20 protein-coding genes are annotated in these 17,442 nt (G+C 58.4%); all 20 read right to left on the bottom strand.

Annotated features, from left to right (window positions below; all coding sequences use genetic code 11):
• Positions 1–148 precede the first annotated feature (148 nt).
• Positions 149–370, bottom strand: coding sequence for a type II toxin-antitoxin system HicB family antitoxin (locus tag E308F_RS07010; RefSeq protein ID WP_141264247.1), 222 nt, complete (start codon positions 368–370; stop codon positions 149–151).
• Between the two features lie 217 nt (positions 371–587).
• Positions 588–977: a type II toxin-antitoxin system death-on-curing family toxin gene (locus E308F_RS07005; protein ID WP_141264246.1), complete on the bottom strand. Its 390-nt coding sequence runs from the start codon at positions 975–977 to the stop codon at positions 588–590.
• Positions 974–1,156, bottom strand: a complete 183-nt coding sequence (locus E308F_RS07000) for a hypothetical protein (protein ID WP_141264245.1) — start codon at positions 1,154–1,156, stop codon at positions 974–976. Before E308F_RS07000 ends, E308F_RS07005 begins: the two co-directional genes overlap by 4 nt.
• A 341-nt stretch (positions 1,157–1,497) precedes the next feature.
• On the bottom strand, positions 1,498–2,373 hold the full coding sequence (locus tag E308F_RS06995; RefSeq protein WP_141264244.1) for an ABC transporter permease: 876 nt from the start codon (positions 2,371–2,373) through the stop codon (positions 1,498–1,500).
• Positions 2,364–3,281, bottom strand: a complete 918-nt coding sequence (locus tag E308F_RS06990; RefSeq protein WP_141264243.1) for an ABC transporter ATP-binding protein — start codon at positions 3,279–3,281, stop codon at positions 2,364–2,366. Before E308F_RS06990 ends, E308F_RS06995 begins: the two co-directional genes overlap by 10 nt.
• Positions 3,281–4,396: an anti-sigma factor family protein gene (locus E308F_RS06985; protein ID WP_141264242.1), complete on the bottom strand. Its 1,116-nt coding sequence runs from the start codon at positions 4,394–4,396 to the stop codon at positions 3,281–3,283. Before E308F_RS06985 ends, E308F_RS06990 begins: the two co-directional genes overlap by 1 nt.
• Entirely contained in the window at positions 4,359–4,916 is a 558-nt protein-coding gene (locus tag E308F_RS06980) for an RNA polymerase sigma factor SigX (RefSeq protein ID WP_253256364.1), read from the bottom strand. The genes E308F_RS06985 and E308F_RS06980 overlap by 38 nt, the downstream gene beginning before the upstream one ends.
• 43 nt (positions 4,917–4,959) lie before the next feature.
• The gene (gene smc, locus E308F_RS06975; protein WP_141264241.1) at positions 4,960–8,523 is read right to left on the bottom strand and encodes a chromosome segregation protein SMC; all 3,564 of its coding nucleotides are present in this window, start codon (positions 8,521–8,523) and stop codon (positions 4,960–4,962) included.
• Positions 8,524–8,580: 57 nt separating this feature from the next.
• Complete coding sequence (locus E308F_RS06970; protein ID WP_141264240.1) at positions 8,581–8,841, bottom strand: stage V sporulation protein S; 261 nt, start codon at positions 8,839–8,841, stop codon at positions 8,581–8,583.
• A 106-nt stretch (positions 8,842–8,947) separates the two neighbouring features.
• Positions 8,948–9,649: a ribonuclease III gene (gene rnc, locus E308F_RS06965; protein WP_141264239.1), complete on the bottom strand. Its 702-nt coding sequence runs from the start codon at positions 9,647–9,649 to the stop codon at positions 8,948–8,950.
• 60 nt (positions 9,650–9,709) lie between these two features.
• Positions 9,710–10,945, bottom strand: coding sequence for a beta-ketoacyl-ACP synthase II (gene fabF / locus E308F_RS06960; protein ID WP_141264238.1), 1,236 nt, complete (start codon positions 10,943–10,945; stop codon positions 9,710–9,712).
• A 58-nt stretch (positions 10,946–11,003) separates the two neighbouring features.
• The gene (gene acpP / locus E308F_RS06955; RefSeq protein ID WP_062282528.1) at positions 11,004–11,237 is read right to left on the bottom strand and encodes an acyl carrier protein; all 234 of its coding nucleotides are present in this window, start codon (positions 11,235–11,237) and stop codon (positions 11,004–11,006) included.
• Positions 11,238–11,269: 32 nt separating this feature from the next.
• Entirely contained in the window at positions 11,270–12,019 is a 750-nt protein-coding gene (gene fabG, locus E308F_RS06950; RefSeq protein ID WP_141264236.1) for a 3-oxoacyl-[acyl-carrier-protein] reductase, read from the bottom strand.
• 1 nt (position 12,020) lies between these two features.
• The gene (gene fabD, locus E308F_RS06945; RefSeq protein ID WP_141264235.1) at positions 12,021–12,959 is read right to left on the bottom strand and encodes an ACP S-malonyltransferase; all 939 of its coding nucleotides are present in this window, start codon (positions 12,957–12,959) and stop codon (positions 12,021–12,023) included.
• A gap of 23 nt (positions 12,960–12,982) precedes the next feature.
• Positions 12,983–13,921: an enoyl-[acyl-carrier-protein] reductase FabK gene (gene fabK, locus E308F_RS06940; RefSeq protein ID WP_141264234.1), complete on the bottom strand. Its 939-nt coding sequence runs from the start codon at positions 13,919–13,921 to the stop codon at positions 12,983–12,985.
• Positions 13,922–13,926: 5 nt separating this feature from the next.
• Positions 13,927–14,943: a beta-ketoacyl-ACP synthase III gene (locus E308F_RS06935; RefSeq protein WP_141264233.1), complete on the bottom strand. Its 1,017-nt coding sequence runs from the start codon at positions 14,941–14,943 to the stop codon at positions 13,927–13,929.
• Positions 14,928–15,947: a phosphate acyltransferase PlsX gene (plsX, locus tag E308F_RS06930; RefSeq protein ID WP_141264232.1), complete on the bottom strand. Its 1,020-nt coding sequence runs from the start codon at positions 15,945–15,947 to the stop codon at positions 14,928–14,930. The genes E308F_RS06935 and plsX overlap by 16 nt, the downstream gene beginning before the upstream one ends.
• A 17-nt stretch (positions 15,948–15,964) precedes the next feature.
• On the bottom strand, positions 15,965–16,558 hold the full coding sequence (fapR, locus tag E308F_RS06925; protein ID WP_253256519.1) for a transcription factor FapR: 594 nt from the start codon (positions 16,556–16,558) through the stop codon (positions 15,965–15,967).
• Between the two features lie 128 nt (positions 16,559–16,686).
• Positions 16,687–16,872, bottom strand: a complete 186-nt coding sequence (rpmF, locus tag E308F_RS06920) for a 50S ribosomal protein L32 (RefSeq protein ID WP_141264230.1) — start codon at positions 16,870–16,872, stop codon at positions 16,687–16,689.
• A 1-nt stretch (position 16,873) separates the two neighbouring features.
• On the bottom strand, positions 16,874–17,419 hold the full coding sequence (locus E308F_RS06915; RefSeq protein WP_172613366.1) for a YceD family protein: 546 nt from the start codon (positions 17,417–17,419) through the stop codon (positions 16,874–16,876).
• Positions 17,420–17,442: the final 23 nt, after the last annotated feature.

Raw genomic sequence — 17,442 nt, 5'->3', positions numbered from 1 at the left:
AAGGTTAAAGCGGTATCTTCAGACTTTAACTATAAAAATATAGCTGCGTTAGCGAATATCAGAGAACTTTTTGCCTCAATTTCTCATATTCTTCCAAAATGGATTAATATACGTTCCATATCTTCAGCAGAAATAATTGCAAGCTTTGTCATGCTTGTACCTCGACCTGATGAATTCCGATAAACTTTTCCGCTGCCATAATAACATGACCGTTCTCATTCAGGTAAAGCTTTATTGCCTCTTGAATTCGCTTCTCCAGATCAGTAAGGTTATCTGCTTGGGTGTGGCATCCGGGGAGAGATGGTACCGAGGCAATATATTTGCCATCTTCATCTTGCTCGATTACAACTAGAAAACGGTGAGAGGACAATTTTTATCACCTCTATCTTTTGTTTTAGGCGGGTGAAGATGTCTTCTCTTCCGCATCAATAGGCTGGTATCATGTTTTATTACATAGTATTGTATAGTATTGTACCACTAGTATTGTACCACACCCGCCAGCTTCAATGCATCATTTGTAATGCCAGAAAATAGGCCGACCTTTCCAACAAGCCAAAGCCCTCCGGGTTTGGTTGTCAGTAGGACTGTTATATGGCAATCGCCCGGCTGTGTGCCTCCAGCCAGGCAGCGATCTCTTCAACGCTACGCTTCCCCTCGGCCACGCTTAAGGTAAAGGAGACCATTTCCCGACGCTCTACCTCCAGCTGGTAGCCGTTCATAGCCAGCATGGTACCGGCCAGCACCACACCGATGCGCTTATTCCCGTCCACGAAGGCATGATTTAAAATCAGACTATGCATCAGGCAGGCAGCTTTCAAGAAAAGGGTGGGGTATAGTTCCTTGCCGTCAAAGGTGCTATGCGGCCGGGCTAGGGCTGCTTCTAGCAGGGCAAGATCCCGCAGGCCGGATAGCCCGCCCGTCCTGGCCATGGTTTCCTGGTAGAGGGCCAGAACGACCTCCATGCTGGGATACTTCATTTGGCCAGATCCTTTAAGGCACCTTTATTTTGTTCAATGAAGCGTCTCCCGGCGGCTAACCAGTCGCGCACTTCCAGGTCAAACTTGCTTTGAATATAGGCCAGTAACTCCGCCGCCTCTTCCCGGGACAGGGAGGCCACTTCCGCCTTCAACCGTTCCAGATTGCTGTTCATATCCATTACTCAAGGTCCCCCCTATGACTTTTAACTCCTTTTCGTGTACGCTATTTTAGTTTATTATACCACACCCCCCTTGACACCACCTTCCCGTTTTAAAAATACTATAGCGGTTTTACTACCGGCCGCCATAGGGCACCCGGAAGTCCGGGTACGACCAATTGTCCAAGGACGAGGATATTCCGGATTGCCGCATCAATCAAGTGAAGGTAGTTAAGCCAAACCCTGGCGGTGTGCGGGCCGTAGGGTCTCAGGGCCTGCCAGGCAGGTGTCCTGCCGCGGCCTTTTGTTAATTTAATCCCGTCGTAGTCTGGAGGGCAAAAAAGGTTTAGCGCACCGTGAGCTTAAATATCCCGCCGCTTAAAGCTATAGATTGCCGCCGCCAGCAGAACGACGATATAGACCAGGGTATAGAGGAGCATCCAGTCGCTGGGGGTGGACTGGCTGCCAAAAGGCCCCAGCATCGACTGGGGATTGATAAAGCGGGGAATATCCTGGCCGTTGCCGACGGGGAGCCGGTCGACCACCGTCGCCACCAGCCGCCGGTAGACGGCGTCCGCCGGCAGGATGAGGCTGGTGACCACACCTGTATAAATGGCAGCGGTGCTCTCCACCAGGGCGCCGATCTGTTCTATCATACCCCCGACTACGGCCAGGGCGTAGAGGGCGAAGGCCAGGACGCCGTTACCCAGGGTACTTAGCCTGGTGGTCCCCAGCATGGTAACGGCCAGGAGGACCAGGGGCTCCAGGATAAAGAGGCCCAGGGCCGGCACCAGCCCGGGAATGACCAGGCCTGTCTGCCAGTACACCAGGCCGGCCAGGGCCAGGAAAAAGAGGGCGGCGTAGGTTACCAGCATGGCCGCCAGGCCCAGGAATTTGCCCAGGAGCAGGTCGCGGCGGGACAGGGGCCGTACTGCCAGGGTGTACAGGGTGCCGTTTTCGATTTCTCCGGCGACGCTGCCCACGGCGGCCAGGACGGCCAGGCCAGCCGCCAGGAAACTGGCCAGGTAAATCCCCAGGACAAAAAGGGTAACCGTCTGCATCATGGCAAAGTAACTGGCGGCGGTGGCGGCGGGATTGGCGGTATTCACCATGTCCCTGGTAATAAAGTGCAGGCCGGTGCCGTACAGGATGAGGAAGGCCAGGGTGAGGGCGCCGGCGATGAAGGCCACTTTTTTCCGCCATGCCTCCCGGAAGGTAAAGAGGGCCATCAGCCACATGCCTGCTCCCCCTCCCGCACCAGGTGGACAAAGACGTCTTCCAGGGAATTATGGCCGGGCCTCACTTCATAGATGCGACAGCCCCCGGCCACCAGCCGGGCCACCAGATCGGCGATTTCCTCCCGGTCACCCAGGGTCAGGGTGAGCCGGTCACCTTCCAGTTGTAGTTCGGGGTAAAGCCGGCGTAGCTCCGCCACCAGTTCTCCCGTCAGGCCAGCCAACCTGATGGCGACCGTCGCTGGGCCGGACTGCAGTTCCGCCAGGTGGCCGGCGGCCACCACCGTACCCCGGTTGATGATGGCCACCTGATCGCATACCTGCTCCACCTCGCTCAACAGGTGGCTGTTTAAAAAGACAGTCTTGCCGGCTTCCTTCAGGGTCAGGAGGATCTCCCGCACCTGGCGCCGGCCCAGGGGATCGAGGGCCGAGGTGGGCTCGTCCAGGAAGACCACCCGCGGGTCGCCCACCAGGGCGGCGGCCAGGCCCAGGCGCTGCTGCATGCCTTTACTGTAATTAGCAACCAGCTTCCGGCCCTCCCCGCTCAAGCCCACCAGTTCCAGGACTTCATGAGCCCGCCGGCTGGCGGCCCTGCCGTCCAGGCCCGCCAGCCGGGCGTGAAAGGTCAATAGCTCTTCTCCCTTCATCCAGCCGTGGAGGCGGAAGTTCTCCGGTAAAAAACCCACCCGGCGCCGGCCCCTGATGTCCTGGGGCGTGTAGCCGGCAACCTTTGCCTCCCCGGCCGTGGGGTAGACCAGGCCCACCAGCATCTTTACCAGGGTACTCTTGCCGGCGCCGTTGGGTCCTAAGAGGCCGAAGATCTGCCCTTCCTCTACGGAAAGGCAGATCTCCCGGCAGGCTACTTGCCGGCCATAGATTTTGGTCAAATTCCGTGCTTCAATTAAGGCCATTATTTGACCTCCGCCGCTACCCGCAGGGCCTCTTCCAGGGGCAAGCCGGTCAGAGCCCGCCAGCTGTTGCCCTGGCGCCAGGCGAGGATAACATTGCTGCTGTTGGTGGCACCGTTACTAAAGTATACCCCCTGGTTGCCGTTGACCGTGATCTCCCGCGCCGCCATACCCTGGGTCTGCGGGATGGGCAGGGTGTGCTGCCAGTCGTTGATGGCCGCCAGTTGCCGGCGCAAGTTTTCGGGCAGGAAGGGTAGCTTCAGCAGGGCCTCGCGCAGGGCTACCGCGTCGACCCCCTGGGGCGCATCAATGGTCAGGTCGCGGGCGGCGTAGAGGGTAAAACCTTTGCCCGGCTGGCCATAGTCGGCTATGACCAGGGGAGGGATGTTCAGGGTAAAGGACTTGCCCGCAAGTTCATCAGGCAGCGGGACGCCGCCGTGTTTCCGGAGATAGCTGTTGAGGTTTTCCACATCGGGGGTGAAGGTGATGGTCGGGGCCTGCTCAATGTATACGGCCGCCCTTGCCCGCCCGGCCAGGGTGGCAGGCAGGTCCAGTTTAATACCACTCAGGGCCTCCACCTGGGCCGGGTCTACCTCAACCCGCGGCTCTGCCGGCCGCCGGACCTCCACCCGGCCGAAGTTCCTGATGTCCACCTCGCCCCCCTGGCCGTTAAAGAGTTTATCCAGCTGGGCCATATCTTCGGGGGTGATCTTGACCACCTGGATCTTTTCCATGCGGAAGATGTTCAGGAACTGGGCGGCCAGGCTACGGCCCGGGGCCCAGCTTAAAAAGATGGCCAGGGCCACGACGGCCGCGGCCACACCGGAAAACCATTTGTGCTGCCGGAGCATGTTTCCTATCCCCTTTAGTTTAGTCAGGGGCTGGTACTGGGAGGCCGCCGGCCCGGTCCGGGGCACCCGTAAAAGACGGGCTACGGCCTCCGTCCCCTGCTGGTAGGCCTGCAGGGGTGCAGCCACGCCGGCAGCTAATTCCTCTAAAGCAGCCAGCCGCTGCCGGCAAGCGGCACACCCGGCCAAGTGGCCGGCCACCCTAGCTGTCATGGCCGTATCCAATTCCCCATCAAGATAAGCCTGGAGAATGCCCTCTTCCGGGCACATGGTCGTCCCTCCCCTCCAGTTCCTTATACAGGGCGGCGAAATGCCGCCGGGCCCGGGCCAGGATGGTTCCCACTGAATTTTTATCCACCTGGATAACCGCAGCAATCTCGGCGTAGCTGTAACCTATATTCTTTAACAGCAGGCAGAGGCGGTCCCGGGGTGGCAGCTGGGCCAGGCAGATATGGACCTGCCGGGCTTCCTGGTCGCGGATGACTGCTTCTTCCAGAGGTATAACGCTGGAGGTTTCCTGCACCCGCTCCTCCTCGCGGCGGCGGCGCCGCTCTTCGCCGCGGAGGTGGTTATAGGCCAGGTTGGCGGCCACCCGCAAGAGCCACCCACCGAGGTTGCTCTTATCCCGGGGCGGCTGGTGGTACAGCTTGAGGAAGACCTCCTGGGTCAAGTCCTCGGCTGCCGCCCGCTCTCCCAGGAGATAATAGAGGCGGCGGTATACCCGGGGATAGTAGGTTTGAAACAGCGCTTCAAATTCAGTAGGTTTGATGGTCCATCCCCCTCCCTGCAACCCCTGCTATCTATATAACACCGCCGGGGGAGGTTTTGTGACATCAGGCCGGCAGTTGCTCCAGCCGTACCGAAACGAGGCGGGAGACGCCTTGTTCCGTCATGGTCACACCGTAAAGGACGTCGGCAGCGGCCATAGTGCCCTGGCGGTGGGTGATGACGATAAACTGGGTCCGGGCGGCAAACTGGCGCAACAGCCGGGCAAAGCGCTCCACATTGGCTTCATCCAGGGCCGTGTCCACCTCATCAAAGATACAAAAAGCGCTGGGTTTGACCTTTAACAGAGCGAAGATAAAGGCTACCACCGTCAGGGCCTTTTCCCCGCCCGAGAGAAGGGCCAGGTGCTGGGGCTTCTTGCCCGGCGGCCGGGCAACGATCTCCAGGCCGGCAGTCAGGATATCCTGGCTGCCGGTCAGCTCCAGGCGGGCTTCACCGCCATCGAAAAGTTCCTGGAAGATGGCGGCAAAGTGTTCCTGGACGGCAGCCAGGGTGGCTTTGAGCTGCCGGGCCATTAATCGTTCCATCTCGTTAATTACCTGGTGCAGGGCCGCCCGGCCTTCCTCCAGGTCCTTTTTCTGTTGCTCCAGTTCATCAACACGGGCCTTTAAGCGTTCGTAAGCCTCAATGGCTCCGGGGTTAACTTCCCCTAAGCTTACCAGCCTTTCCTTTATGAGTTCCCGTACAGCCGCCGCTCTTTTTTGCAGGTGAGGCCGGGGTTTTTGCAATTCCGCTTCCCATTGGGGACCAAAGCGTTCCTCCAGCTCGGCGAGACCGGCGGCCATGGTCGTTTCCAGGCGGGCTAAATTGATCTCTTCCTGCTGCCGGCGGGCGAGCGTTTTATCTTTCTGCGCCTGTAGCCTTTCCAGTTCCCGGGCCAGTTCTTCCTGCCTGCCAACCCGGGCAGAGGTTTCATCTTCCAGGCGTGTCAATATTGCCATGGCCTGCCGGCAGGCCTCCTGGAGCCGGTCTTCTTCCCCGGCCAGCTTTTCCAGGTTGGCTCTAAGGTCATTTTCCAGGGCAGCTGCCGGCGCCCTGCGGGCAGCCAGTTCTTCCTGTTGCCGCTGCCATTTTTCCTGCTGCCGGGCCAGTTCCCTTTCCCGGAGATTTAACTGTTCCCGGGCGTTGACCAATGCCTGGAGGCGGGCTTCATTGACTGCCAGTTCCTGCCGGCAGGAAGCGATCTGCTGCTGGCAAGCCGCCGCTCGTTCCTGGAGGCCGCTCAACTGGAGGTTTAACTGGCCTTCCAGGTCTGCCAGCCGTTCCAGAAGCTCTTGCTTTTCCGCCCGCTCTTTGCCCAGGTCCAGGGAACCGCCGGTGCTCTGGGCCAGCTCTTCCTCAAGGACAGCAATCTTTTCTTCCAGGCGGGCCAGGTCTTCTTTCCGCTCGCTCAGGCGCTGCAGTAGATTATGGAGCCGGCCCCGGCAGGTAAGAAGCCCTTCCGTCACCTGGTGGTACTCCTGCCGGTTCCCGGCCAGCGTTTTTTGCAGCTCTTCCTGCTGCTCCCGGGCCTGCTTTATTCTGTTTGCCAGGTTGGCCAGTTCGGCCTCACCCTGCTGGATAGCCAGGCGCCGCTGGAGATAACCGCCCTGCTGCCTGGCCACCCCGCCCGTTACAGGTCCTCGGGGCTGGATTACTTCCCCTTCCAGGGTGACCAGACGCACGGGCGGCCGCAGGCGCTCCCCCAGGGCCAGGGCGCGGCGGATGTCGGCTACGATCAGGACCTGTCCGAGGAGGTATTCCACCGCCGGTCGTATTTCCGCCTCGCACTGGACAAGATTGGCCGCTATCCCCAGGACGCCGGGCTCTTTTAAAACCCAACCGGCCCAGGCCGGCCACCGGCGCGGCTCCAGCCAGGCCAGGGGTAAGATAGTGACCCGCCCCCGGCCCCGGGCTTTAAGGAACTGGATAACTGCTTCCGCTTCGGCCGCCGTCCGTACCAGGACCTGCTGGGCCGCCCCGCCCAGGGCTACTTCTACGGCCCGGGTGAGTTCGGCCGGTACCGCCAGCTTTTCCACCACTACTCCCAGGACACCGGCACAGGCAGCCTCGCCCCTGCTCCTGGCTTGCAGGATAAACTTCACGCCTTCGGCGAAACCTTCATAGTCGGCCTGGGATTGACGTAAAACCTTTAATTGTACGGCCAGGGCACGTTGACGTTCTTTCCAGCCGGCCAGTTCCTTTTCGCAGGCGGCGAGTTCTTCCTCCTTTAGCTGCACCTCCATTTCCAGGCCGGCTTTTTTCTCTTCCAGCCTTTTTAATTCCTCTTCCAGCTGCTGCAGTTCTTCCTGCCCGGCTCGCAGGTGATCCAGTAAGTGCTCCCTTTCCTGTTGCCATTCCTGGAGCTGGCGCCGTTTGTGCTCTGATAGCCGTTCTATAGCCGCCCGCTTTTCCTCCAGGCGCACCAGTTCATTATGACAGCCGGTCCGTTCATGGGCTACTTGATAGAGGTTGTTCCTTACTTTTTCTATCGCTGCGGCCAGCTCCCGGGCTTCCGCCTGGAGTTTTTCCTGTTTCTCCCGGCCTTTTATTATCTCCTGCTCCAGCCGGGCTTGCTCCTGATTGTTCTCCTCCCTTTCCCGGGTCAGCGCGGCCAGGGCGGCTGCTAAACCGGCTTTTTCCTCCTCCAGCTGCCGCTGCCGGTTAGAATCTTCCTCCTGCTGCCGGGCCAGTTCGGCCAGCTTTTCCCGGACCAGGCTTATTTCCCCCCGGGTACTGACCAGCCGTTCCCTTAAACTTTGGAGTTCTTGCTGGTAATGTTGCCTCTCGGCCAGGTACCTCTGCTGCTGTTCCTGCAGTTCCCTGGCTTTTGCCTGGAGCTGCTGTTCTGAAGCCTTTATTTCCTCCAGGGCGGCCGCCAGGGCCTGTAAACGTTCCTGGCTGCGCCGGTGGCGGCGCCTGGTTTCTTCCATTTCCCCGGCCTTGAGGAGCAATTCCACGAGGCTTAAAATCCGGCTTAACTTCTGGTAACGTCGCGCCCGGACCGCTTCGGCCGCCGCCGGCCCCAGCTGTTCCTTTAGCTCAGCGATTAAATCATGTAAGCGTAATAAATCTTGCTCGACACTTTCCAGGCGCTGCTCCGCTTCTTTTTTGCGCCAGCGGTAGCGGGCAATACCGGCCGCCTCCTCGAGCACCGCCCGCCGCTCCTCCGGCCGGGCGGAGAGGATCTCTTCCAGGCGGCCCTGGCCGACAATGGCCAGGCTCCCCCGGCCGGAACCGGTGTCTAAGAACAGCTCCTGGATATCCCGCAACCGGCAGGGAACTTTGTTGATATAATACTCGCCCTCGCCGGAACGAAAAAAACGCCGGGTAACGGCTATTTCCTGGTACGCCAGGGGCAGGCTGCCGTCGCTGTTATCGAGGTGTAAAGTTACTTCCGCCATACCCACCGGCCGTCGTTTTTCACTACCGGCGAAGATCACGTCGTCCATGCGCGCCCCGCGTAAAGTCCTGGCGCTCTGTTCGCCCAGGACCCAGAGAATGGCATCGACAATGTTGCTTTTGCCGCTGCCGTTAGGCCCGACAATGGCCGTTAAACCGGGGCCAAACTCCAGTTTAACCCGGTCAACAAAGGTCTTGAAACCCTGGATCTCCACAACTTTAAGATTCATTTCGGCCTCCAAAAATAAATAAAGAAAACTGCTCGGAGAGCAGTTTGCCGTGACCCTTTAGCGGGGTTCGACAATAAATTTAATTGCGGTTCTTTCTTCACCATTGATATTAATTTCGGTAAAAGCAGGAATCATTACCAGGTCGATACCATTGGGGGCAATAAAACCCCGGGCAATGGCTATGGCCTTGACGGCCTGGTTAACAGCTCCTGCCCCAACGGCCTGGACTTCGGCCTTGCCGTATTGACGGAATACGGCTGCCAGGGCTCCAGCTACGGCTTTAGGATTGGACTGGGCCGAAACCTTTAGGACCTCCATTGCTTCCTCCTCCCTGTCTTTACCGCCCTTTGAACCTCTATGTTATTCGCCATAAGAGCCACCAATTCCTTCCTGAAAGAATGAACTGAAAAAATTAAATTGCAAATTATCCCTGGATCTTTATTAATGCCAGGGCGGCCCGGGCGGCTTCCTGTTCGGCCTCTTTCTTGCTGCTCCCTTCGCCGGTAGCCAGGAGGCGGTTCTGGAAAAATACGCCGGCCTTATAGTGCTTGGCGTGGTCCGGCCCCCATTCTTCCAGAATTTTATAGGTCACATTGTCCGGTCCCCGCTTCTGGATCAACTCCTGCAGGGCCGACTTGCTGTCAATGACGCTGGTATCTTTAAGTACCTCCAGGGCAGGGGTAAAAATCTGCAGGATAAAATCCCGAGCCGTTTTTAACCCCCCGGCCAGGTAGAGGCTCCCAATCACTGCTTCCAGGGCATCGGCCAGGTTGGAAGAGCGCTGGCGGCCGCCGCTGTTTTCTTCTCCCTGCCCCAGAAGGAGCAATTCACCCAGTTCGATCTGCCGGGCAACTTTAGCAAGACTCGCCTCACAGACAATGGCCGCCCGCATGCGGGTCAAATCCCCTTCCGGGAGGTGGGGAAATTCCCCGTAAAGATAGGAAGTAATCACCAGCCCCAGGACGGCGTCGCCCAGGAACTCCAGCCGCTGGTTGTCGTGGGGCAGCTGGTGTTCATAGGCGTAGGTCGGATGGGTCAGGGCCGTATTTAGACCTTCCAGTCCGTCAATGTCCAGGTGAAAACGGTGTAAAAACTGCTGCAGTTGCTCCCGTCTTTTGTTATCCAATCTTTTTACCCTGCCTTATTCGCAAAAACCATCGCCCAGACACTATGGGGGCCACCATTGCTAAAGTTTGCGCAGTACGACGGCGACGTTATGACCACCGAAGCCAAAGGAATTGGAAATAGCCGCGCTAACCTGCCGCTCCCTGGCTACATTGGGTACATAGTCCAGGTCGCAGTCGGGGTCGGGCTCTTCATAATTAATGGTCGGTGGGATGACACCGGTGTAAACGGTCAGAGCCGTTGCCACCAGCTCAATGGCCCCGGCAGCCCCCAGGAGATGGCCCGTCATTGACTTGGTCGAACTAATGGCCAGCCGGTAGGCATGGTCACCAAAGACTTTTTTAATGGCCAGGGTTTCCTGGCGGTCGTTGAGCTCGGTAGAAGTACCGTGGGCATTGATGTAATCGATATCCGCCGGCTGCAAACCTGCATCCTGGAGGGCCAGGGCCATGGCGCGGCTGGCCGCTGCTCCATCGGGGGCCGGAGCCGTAATATGATAGGCATCAGCCGTGCAACCATAGCCGGCCACTTCCGCGTAGATGCGGGCGCCCCGGGCTGCAGCATGTTCCAGGGTTTCCAGGACCATTACCCCCGCGCCCTCGCCCAGGACAAAGCCGTCCCGGCCGCGGTCAAAGGGGCGGCTGGCCTTTTCCGGCTCTTCATTGCGGGTAGACAGCGCCTTCATGGCAGCAAAGCCGGCCACGGTCAGGGGTGTTACACTGGCCTCGCTGCCACCGGTGATAATTACATCAGCATCGCCCCGCTGCAGGGTGCGGAAGGCCTCGCCGATGGCATTGGCCCCGGAAGCGCAGGCATTGACTACCGTAAAGTTTACCCCGCGGACACCTAAATTAATAGATATTTGTCCGGCGGCCATATTGGCGATCATCATAGGGACAAAAAAGGGGCTGACCCGGTTGGGGCCTTTTTCCAGGAGAACCCGGGTTTGTTCTTCAAAGGTTTCCATACCACCGATACCCGTGGCAAAGATAACCCCTATCCGGTCCCGGTCCTCCTTTTCCAGGTCGAGCTTTGCGTCTTCTACCGCCATGCGGGCTGCAGCTACCGCATATTGGGTAAAACGATCCATGCGCCGGGCTTCTTTGCGATCAAAGAAGGCTCCCGGGTCAAAATCTTTTACTTCACCGGCAAAACGGACGGCCATTTCCCCGGCATCAAAGCGGGTAATGGGGCCAATGCCCGGCTGTCCCGCCACCAGGGCTTGCCAGAATTTATCTTTTCCGGTACCCACGGGGGTGATGGCTCCCAGGCCGGTTATGACGACACGCTTTTGCAAAGCTATCCCCCATTCTAAGGGGAAGTCCCGTTGAAGCACGGGACTTCCTTTTCAGGTTTTACTTGCTGGTATGTTCTTTAATATAGGCTACCGCGGCCCCTACTGTCGTCAGCTTTTCAGCATCTTCGTCGGGAATTTCCAGGTCAAATTCCTCTTCCAGGGCCATGATAAGTTCTACGATATCCAGGGAATCGGCATTTAAATCTTCAAAGGAAGTTTCCATCGTAATTTCGTCTTCCTCGACCCCGAGCTGTTCAGCCACAATAGCCCTGATCTTTTCAAAAACCTCCACTGGCCTCACCTCCTTCCCTTGGTTAAACCTGCTTACAGGGCCAGAGTTAACCCCCCGTCAACAGTAAGCACCTGACCGGTAATATACCTGGCCCCTGGCGAAGCCAGGAAAAAAATTACCTCGGCTACTTCCTCCGGCTCGCCGGGGCGCCCCAGGGGTATATGGCGGTAAAATTCTTCCCGGGCCGCCTCGTTTAAAGCCGCTGTCATTTCCGTAGTGATAAAACCCGGAGCGACGGCATTGACCAGGATGCCCCGCGAGGCCACCTCTTTAGCCAGTGATTTGGTAAAACCGATAATCCCGGCCTTGGCTGCGGCATAATTCACCTGGCCGGCATTACCGCGCAAGCCTACGACCGAAGTCAGGTTAATAATCCGTCCCTGGCGCTGGCGGAGCATTGGCTTCAAGGCGGCCTGGCAGCAATTGAAAACTCCGGTCAGGTTGGTCTGGAGAACGGCAGCCCAATCTTCCGGTTTCAAGCGGGCCGCCAGGTTATCCCGGGCTATACCGGCATTGTTGACCAGGATATCCAGCCGGCCGAAATGATCCAGGGCTGCCTGGATTAAATTCCTGGCCGCTTCGTAATCGCCCACATCAGCGGCAACGGCAATGGCCTGGCCACCGCCCTCCTCGATAGCGGCCACTACCTCTGCCGCCGCCTCAGCCTGGTGGACATAATTGACCACCACCCTGGCACCGGCCCTGGCCAGACGCAGGGCCGTAGCCCGGCCTATCCCCCGGGAGGCTCCGGTGACAATTGCTACCTGATCCTGCAATTCCATTTTATTTAGCCTCCTGAAGTAAAGCAAGGGTTTTATCCAGCGTCTGAATATTTTCTACCTGGCTGATGGTAGCCTGGCGGTCGATGCGCTTGATGAGCCCGCTTAAAACATTGCCCGGTCCTACTTCGATAAAAGTGCGGTAACCATCGGCCAGCAGGCGGCGGATACTCTCCTCCCAGCGCACCGGGCTGGCTACCTGCTTAATCAGATTCTCCCTGACCTGGGCTGCTGTGTAAACATAGCCGGCCGTTACATTGCTTACCAGGGGCACCAGGGGATCGGCCAGGGGAACCTGGTTTAAAACAGCGGCCAGTTCCCGGGCGGCCGGTGCCATCAGGCTGGAATGGAAGGGGCCGCTCACCTGGAGGGGTACTACCCTTTTAGCTCCTGCTTCTTTAGCCAGGGAAGATAGGGCCGCAAGCCCCTCGCGGTCACCGGCAACTACCACCTGGCCCGGGGCGTTGAAGTTCGCCGCTTCGGCTATGCCTTCCTTTACCTGCCGGCAAAGGGCGGCTACTTTTTCTGCTTCCAGGCCCAGCACGGCCACCATACCGCCCCGGCCGGCCGGTACAGCCGTGGCCATTAGCTGCGCCCGTTTGGCCACCAGCTTGACTGCTTCGCTAAAGGTAAGGCTGCCGGCTGCCACCAGGGCGCTGTACTCCCCCAGGCTGTGGCCGGCTACTGCCCCGGGCTTGAGCCCGTGGGCCTCCAGGACGCGGTAGCAGGCAATGCTTACCGTAAGCACTGCCGGCTGGGTGTTTTCCGTCCGGGTGAGTTCTTCCGCCGGCCCTGTAAAGCAGAGTTTATCCACCGGCCACCCCAGGGCGGCTTCCGCTTCTTGAAAGACGGCAGCTGCCTCAGGATACCGTTCGGCCAGCTCCTGCCCCATACCTACATACTGGGACCCCTGGCCGGGGAAGACAAAGACTATGCCTGACATAAAGAACTCCTCCGAAGATATTTTTACCTCACCAGCTTGCCGAGGCGGGAGATGATCGCTTCTGCTTCCGCCATTACTTCTTCAATTATCGCCGCTGCGGGTTTGATTTCCCGCACCAGGGCCGCACTCTGGCCGGCCATGAGGGAGCCGTACTCCGCATCGCCTTCGACCGCCGCCCGGAGCTTGCCGGCACCCAGGCGGTCCATCTCTTCCCAGGAGGCACCCCTGGCGGCCAGCTCTTCAAACTGTCGGGTTAATTTATTTTTCAGCACCCGGACATAGTGCCCCGGCATGCCGGTAACGACGGCGTCCCGGTCCCCGGCCTTTAAGACGGCCTCTTTATAATTAGGATGGACGGTACACTCCTCGGTGCAGATAAAGCGGGTCCCCATCTGTACGCCGGCCGCCCCCAGGGCCAGGGCTGCCGCCAGGCCGCGGCCGTCGGCAATACCGCCGGCGGCAATTACGGGAATATGTACGGCATCAACAATCTGGGGCACCAGGGGCATGGTGGCGATTTCCCCGATATGGCCGCCGCACTCCATGCCTTCGGCTACCAGGGCATCCACCCCCAGCCGTTCCAGCCTTTTCGCCAGGGCCACGGAAGCTACTACCGGGATTACTTTAACGCCGGCGGCCTTTAATTTGGGCAGGTGTTTGCCGGGATTGCCGGCACCGGTAGTAACCACCGGCACCTTTTCGGCGCAGACCAGATCAATGAGTTCTTCCACATAGGGCGACATATAGTAAATATTAACGCCGAAGGGACGATCCGTCCGTTCCCGTACCTTGCGAATTTCCTGGCGTACTGCTTCCGGCGGCGCATTGCCGGCACCAATAATCCCCAGACCACCGGCCGCGGAAACTGCTGCCGCCAGCTCGCCGGTAGCTACCCAGGCCATACCGCCCTGGATAATGGGATAGGAAATCCCCAGGAGATCGCAAAGGGCAGTCCGCAGCATAAAACTCAACTCCTTTCCGGGCTTGTCAGGCTCCAACTCAATACGGCGGCCCCCCACGTGAGGCCGGCGCCAAAGGCCACCAGCACTACTTTATCGCCGCGCTTTAGCCTGCCTTCCCGGCAGGCTTCATCCAGGGCCACCGGGATGGAAGCGCTGGACATATTACCATAACGGTCTAGATTGACGTAAACCTTCTCCCGCGCCAGGCCCAGGCGTTTGGTGGCTGCTTCGATAATGCGCATGTTGGCCTGGTGGGGAATCAAAAAGTCTACCTCTTCTTTTCTTAAACCCGCCTGCTCCAGGGCCTTCAGGGAAGCCTCTCCCATGACCCGTACAGCAAATTTGAACACTTCCGGCCCGTTCATATGGATGGTATGCAGATGCTTCTCGACGGTACTGGAACTGGCCGGCAGGCGCGATCCCCCCGCCGGGAGGGTGAGAAGGGAACCCCCGCTGCCGTCGGCTCCCAGGTGCAGGCCCAGGATGCCTTCCCCCGGCGGCACGGCCCTAAGGACAACAGCGCCGGCGCCGTCCCCAAAGAGGACGCAGGTACTGCGGTCCTGCCAGTTGATAATCTTACTCAGAATCTCGACACCGATCACCAGGGCCGTCTGGTAAACCCCGGTAGCTATAAACTGGCTGGCGGCTGCCAGGGCATAGATAAAACCGCTACAGCCGGCTGAAAGGTCAAAGGCGGCGGCGCCCTTAACTCCCAGGCGCTCCTGAACCAGGCAGGCCGTAGCCGGAAAAAGGGTATCAGGAGTTACGGTAGCAACAATAATTAAATCCACAGCTTCTGCCGGTAGCCCGGCCATGGCCAGGGCTTTTGCCGCCGCCGGGACGGCCAGGTCGGAAGCAGCTGTATCCTGATCTGCTATCCGCCGTTCCCGGATACCGGTCCGGGTGCGAATCCATTCATCGCTTGTATCCACCATCTGCTCCAGTTCGGTATTGGTCAGGACGCGTTCCGGCAGGCAGGACCCCGTCCCGACAATACCGACGGGCCTTAATAGGGCTGGCATTTAACTACCTCCCCGTCACCGCTCAAACCCGGTAACTGCCCCAAACCTGTTACCAGTCCCTGTTCGACACAGCGAACGGCGACCTTGATGGCGTTTTTTATGGCCCGGGCGTTGGAACTACCGTGGCAGATGATGCTAACGCCCTGGACGCCCAGGAGGGGAGCACCGCCGTATTCGGTATAATCCACTTGTTTTTTCAAGCCTCGTAAAGCAGGTAATACCAGAGCCGCCCCGAGCCTGGCCCGGAAGCTGTTTTTAATTTCCCGACCGATCATGGTAAAGAGGACCTGGGCCATCCCTTCACCAAATTTCAACAGAACATTACCTACAAACCCGTCGCAGACGATGACATCCGTGTCGCCGGCTAAAATATCCCGGCCTTCAATATTGCCGATAAAGTTTAAGGGCGCATCCTTTAACAGGTTATAAGCTCCCAGGGTCTGTTCATTTCCCTTGCAAGCTTCGGTGCCGATATTGAGCAGTCCCACCCGGGGCTCGCGGATACCCATTACCCTGGCCGCATAAACATTACCCATTAAAGCAAACTCATAGAGGTGTTCGGGCCGGCAGTCGACATTCGCCCCGGCGTCGAGTAAAAGTTTGGGCCCTTTTAGGGTAGGGATAATGGTGGCAATGGCCGGTCGCTGGATTTTGCCGCTGCGGCCTAAAATCAGGAGGGCTGCTGCCATCTGGGCCCCGGTACTACCCGCCGAGACAACGGCTGCCGCCCGCCCTTCCTTGACCAGACGGGTAGCGACTATTATTGACGCTTCCCGCTTGCGCCTCAATGCCAGGGCCGGCTGTTCATCCATGGCCACAACCTGTTCGGTATGGACAATTTCTAAATTGGCGGGGGGATGTAAGGGGTTAAGTTCCGGTTCCAACCGCCTTTTATCTCCTACCAGGATAATATCGGCTATCTTTTCCCTGGCAGCGGCCACCGCTCCCCGGACAATTTCCCCGGGAGCATGATCGCCCCCCATAGCATCAACGGCTATTTGCAATCAGTCCCGCCTCCGTATTAGATTGTCGGCGCCTCACGCTGGCTTCCTTTTATATTCTCCGGAGTTATAATTATAAACTGGCCTTTAAAGACAATCTCCCCATTAACCCGGGAATGAACTGATACCAGGCAGGTTGAATCCTTTTTAACCTTGACCATGGCCCTGGCAATAACCCTCTCGCCGGCATATACCGGCCGCCGGTAGCGCACCCTGGCGCTGCTGGTAAGGACGACCTCGGCGCCAACCGTCGCCAGGGCCAGGGAATGGGCCTGGGCAAAAAGATAATGGCCGCGGGCAACGCCGGCCGGCTGAACCAGCATCTGGGGGGTGACCTCCAGGATAGAAATGCCCATTATTCCCGGTTGCAGTTCCACCAGATCACCCACCAGCTCTTCCGCCGTCACTCCCCGCATCCGCGACCTGGCTTCCCGGGCCATGGCCATGATGCGCTCCCGGACCTCGGGGATCCCCAGGGCCAGGCGGTCAAGGCGTATGGTGGGTATGCTGACTTTAAATTTTTCCGCCAGCTCTTCATCGGTGGCGAAAGGGTTGTTGCGCAGGTAGCGGCGCAGGGCCTCCTGGCGCTCTTCCTTGTTGCCTTTCCGGCGCACCAAAAATCTCACCTCATACCTGGTACCAAATAATATTACCAGGCCATAGTATTAGTATAACGGTCATGGCAGATTTATGCAAGCAAAAAAAACCGGCAATAACTGCCGGCTGCCGTTTATCAAAAATTTTATTGCTCTGCTACTTTGATAACTTCCCGCCCCTTGTAGTAACCACACCTGGGGCAGACCCGGTGGTTGAGCTTTAACTGGTGGCACTGGGGACATTCCACCAAGGAGGGAGGGGTCATCTGGCTCCAGATGGAGCGGCGTTTATTTTTCCGGGCCTTGGAAACTCTTCTTTTCGGTACTCCCAAGCTAGTTCTCTCCTTCCCTTTTGCGTAGCAATTCTCCTAATACAGCCAGGCGCGGGTCTACTGGCCGGGTATCGCACTGGCACTGTCCCTCATTTAAATTCTGGCCGCAATGGGGACACAGGCCCCGGCAGCTTTCCCGGCAAAGCCATTTCATGGGCAGCGCCAGGATAAGGGCTTCTTCTATCGCCGGCTTTAAGTCGATAAAATCTCCTTCCAGGGGCCGCACTTCAATAGGCTCCCCTTCTTCTCCAGCCACGGTTTGAACTGCGGCCGCCCCGGCATATTCTTCTTCCAGGGCTGCCACTACGGGATACCTGTACTTCTCCAGGCAGCGATCACAGGTTAATTCCAGGGTGGTGGCTACCTGTCCTTTAACAAGCAGGATCTTCCCGGTATTGGTAACCGTACCGCCCACACGTACCGGTGCTACGATAGGTATGTTGCCGGTAGCTGTAGCTAAATAGGACCACTTTTCCTGGGCTTTAAATTCGAGTTCGCCGCCCGGCCTGGCTTTTAAATCGCTAACGCCAATTTTCACCACATTCACCGTGTAGATTATACCGGAAAGGC

It is taken from the genome of Moorella sp. E308F (assembly GCF_006538365.1).
Classification (GTDB): domain Bacteria; phylum Bacillota; class DSM-521; order Neomoorellales; family Neomoorellaceae; genus Neomoorella.
Note: the sequence above shows the minus strand (reverse complement) of the source record. Positions and strands in the feature narration are given on the sequence as shown.

Bases quoted from the DNA above. Each gene is read 5' to 3' on its own strand.
- E308F_RS06995 (WP_141264244.1), bottom strand. From the start codon at position 2,373: ATGTGGCTGATGGCCCTCTTTACCTTCCGGGAGGCATGGCGGAAAAAA.
- E308F_RS06935 (WP_141264233.1), bottom strand. From the start codon at position 14,943: ATGCCAGCCCTATTAAGGCCCGTCGGTATTGTCGGGACGGGGTCCTGC.
- fabG (WP_141264236.1), bottom strand. From the start codon at position 12,019: ATGGAATTGCAGGATCAGGTAGCAATTGTCACCGGAGCCTCCCGGGGG.
- fabK (WP_141264234.1), bottom strand. From the start codon at position 13,921: ATGCTGCGGACTGCCCTTTGCGATCTCCTGGGGATTTCCTATCCCATT.
- E308F_RS06990 (WP_141264243.1), bottom strand. From the start codon at position 3,281: ATGGCCTTAATTGAAGCACGGAATTTGACCAAAATCTATGGCCGGCAA.
- fabD (WP_141264235.1), bottom strand. From the start codon at position 12,959: ATGTCAGGCATAGTCTTTGTCTTCCCCGGCCAGGGGTCCCAGTATGTA.
- E308F_RS07005 (WP_141264246.1), bottom strand. From the start codon at position 977: ATGAAGTATCCCAGCATGGAGGTCGTTCTGGCCCTCTACCAGGAAACC.
- E308F_RS06970 (WP_141264240.1), bottom strand. From the start codon at position 8,841: ATGGAGGTCCTAAAGGTTTCGGCCCAGTCCAATCCTAAAGCCGTAGCT.
- smc (WP_141264241.1), bottom strand. From the start codon at position 8,523: ATGAATCTTAAAGTTGTGGAGATCCAGGGTTTCAAGACCTTTGTTGAC.
- E308F_RS06985 (WP_141264242.1), bottom strand. From the start codon at position 4,396: ATGTGCCCGGAAGAGGGCATTCTCCAGGCTTATCTTGATGGGGAATTG.
- E308F_RS07000 (WP_141264245.1), bottom strand. From the start codon at position 1,156: ATGGATATGAACAGCAATCTGGAACGGTTGAAGGCGGAAGTGGCCTCC.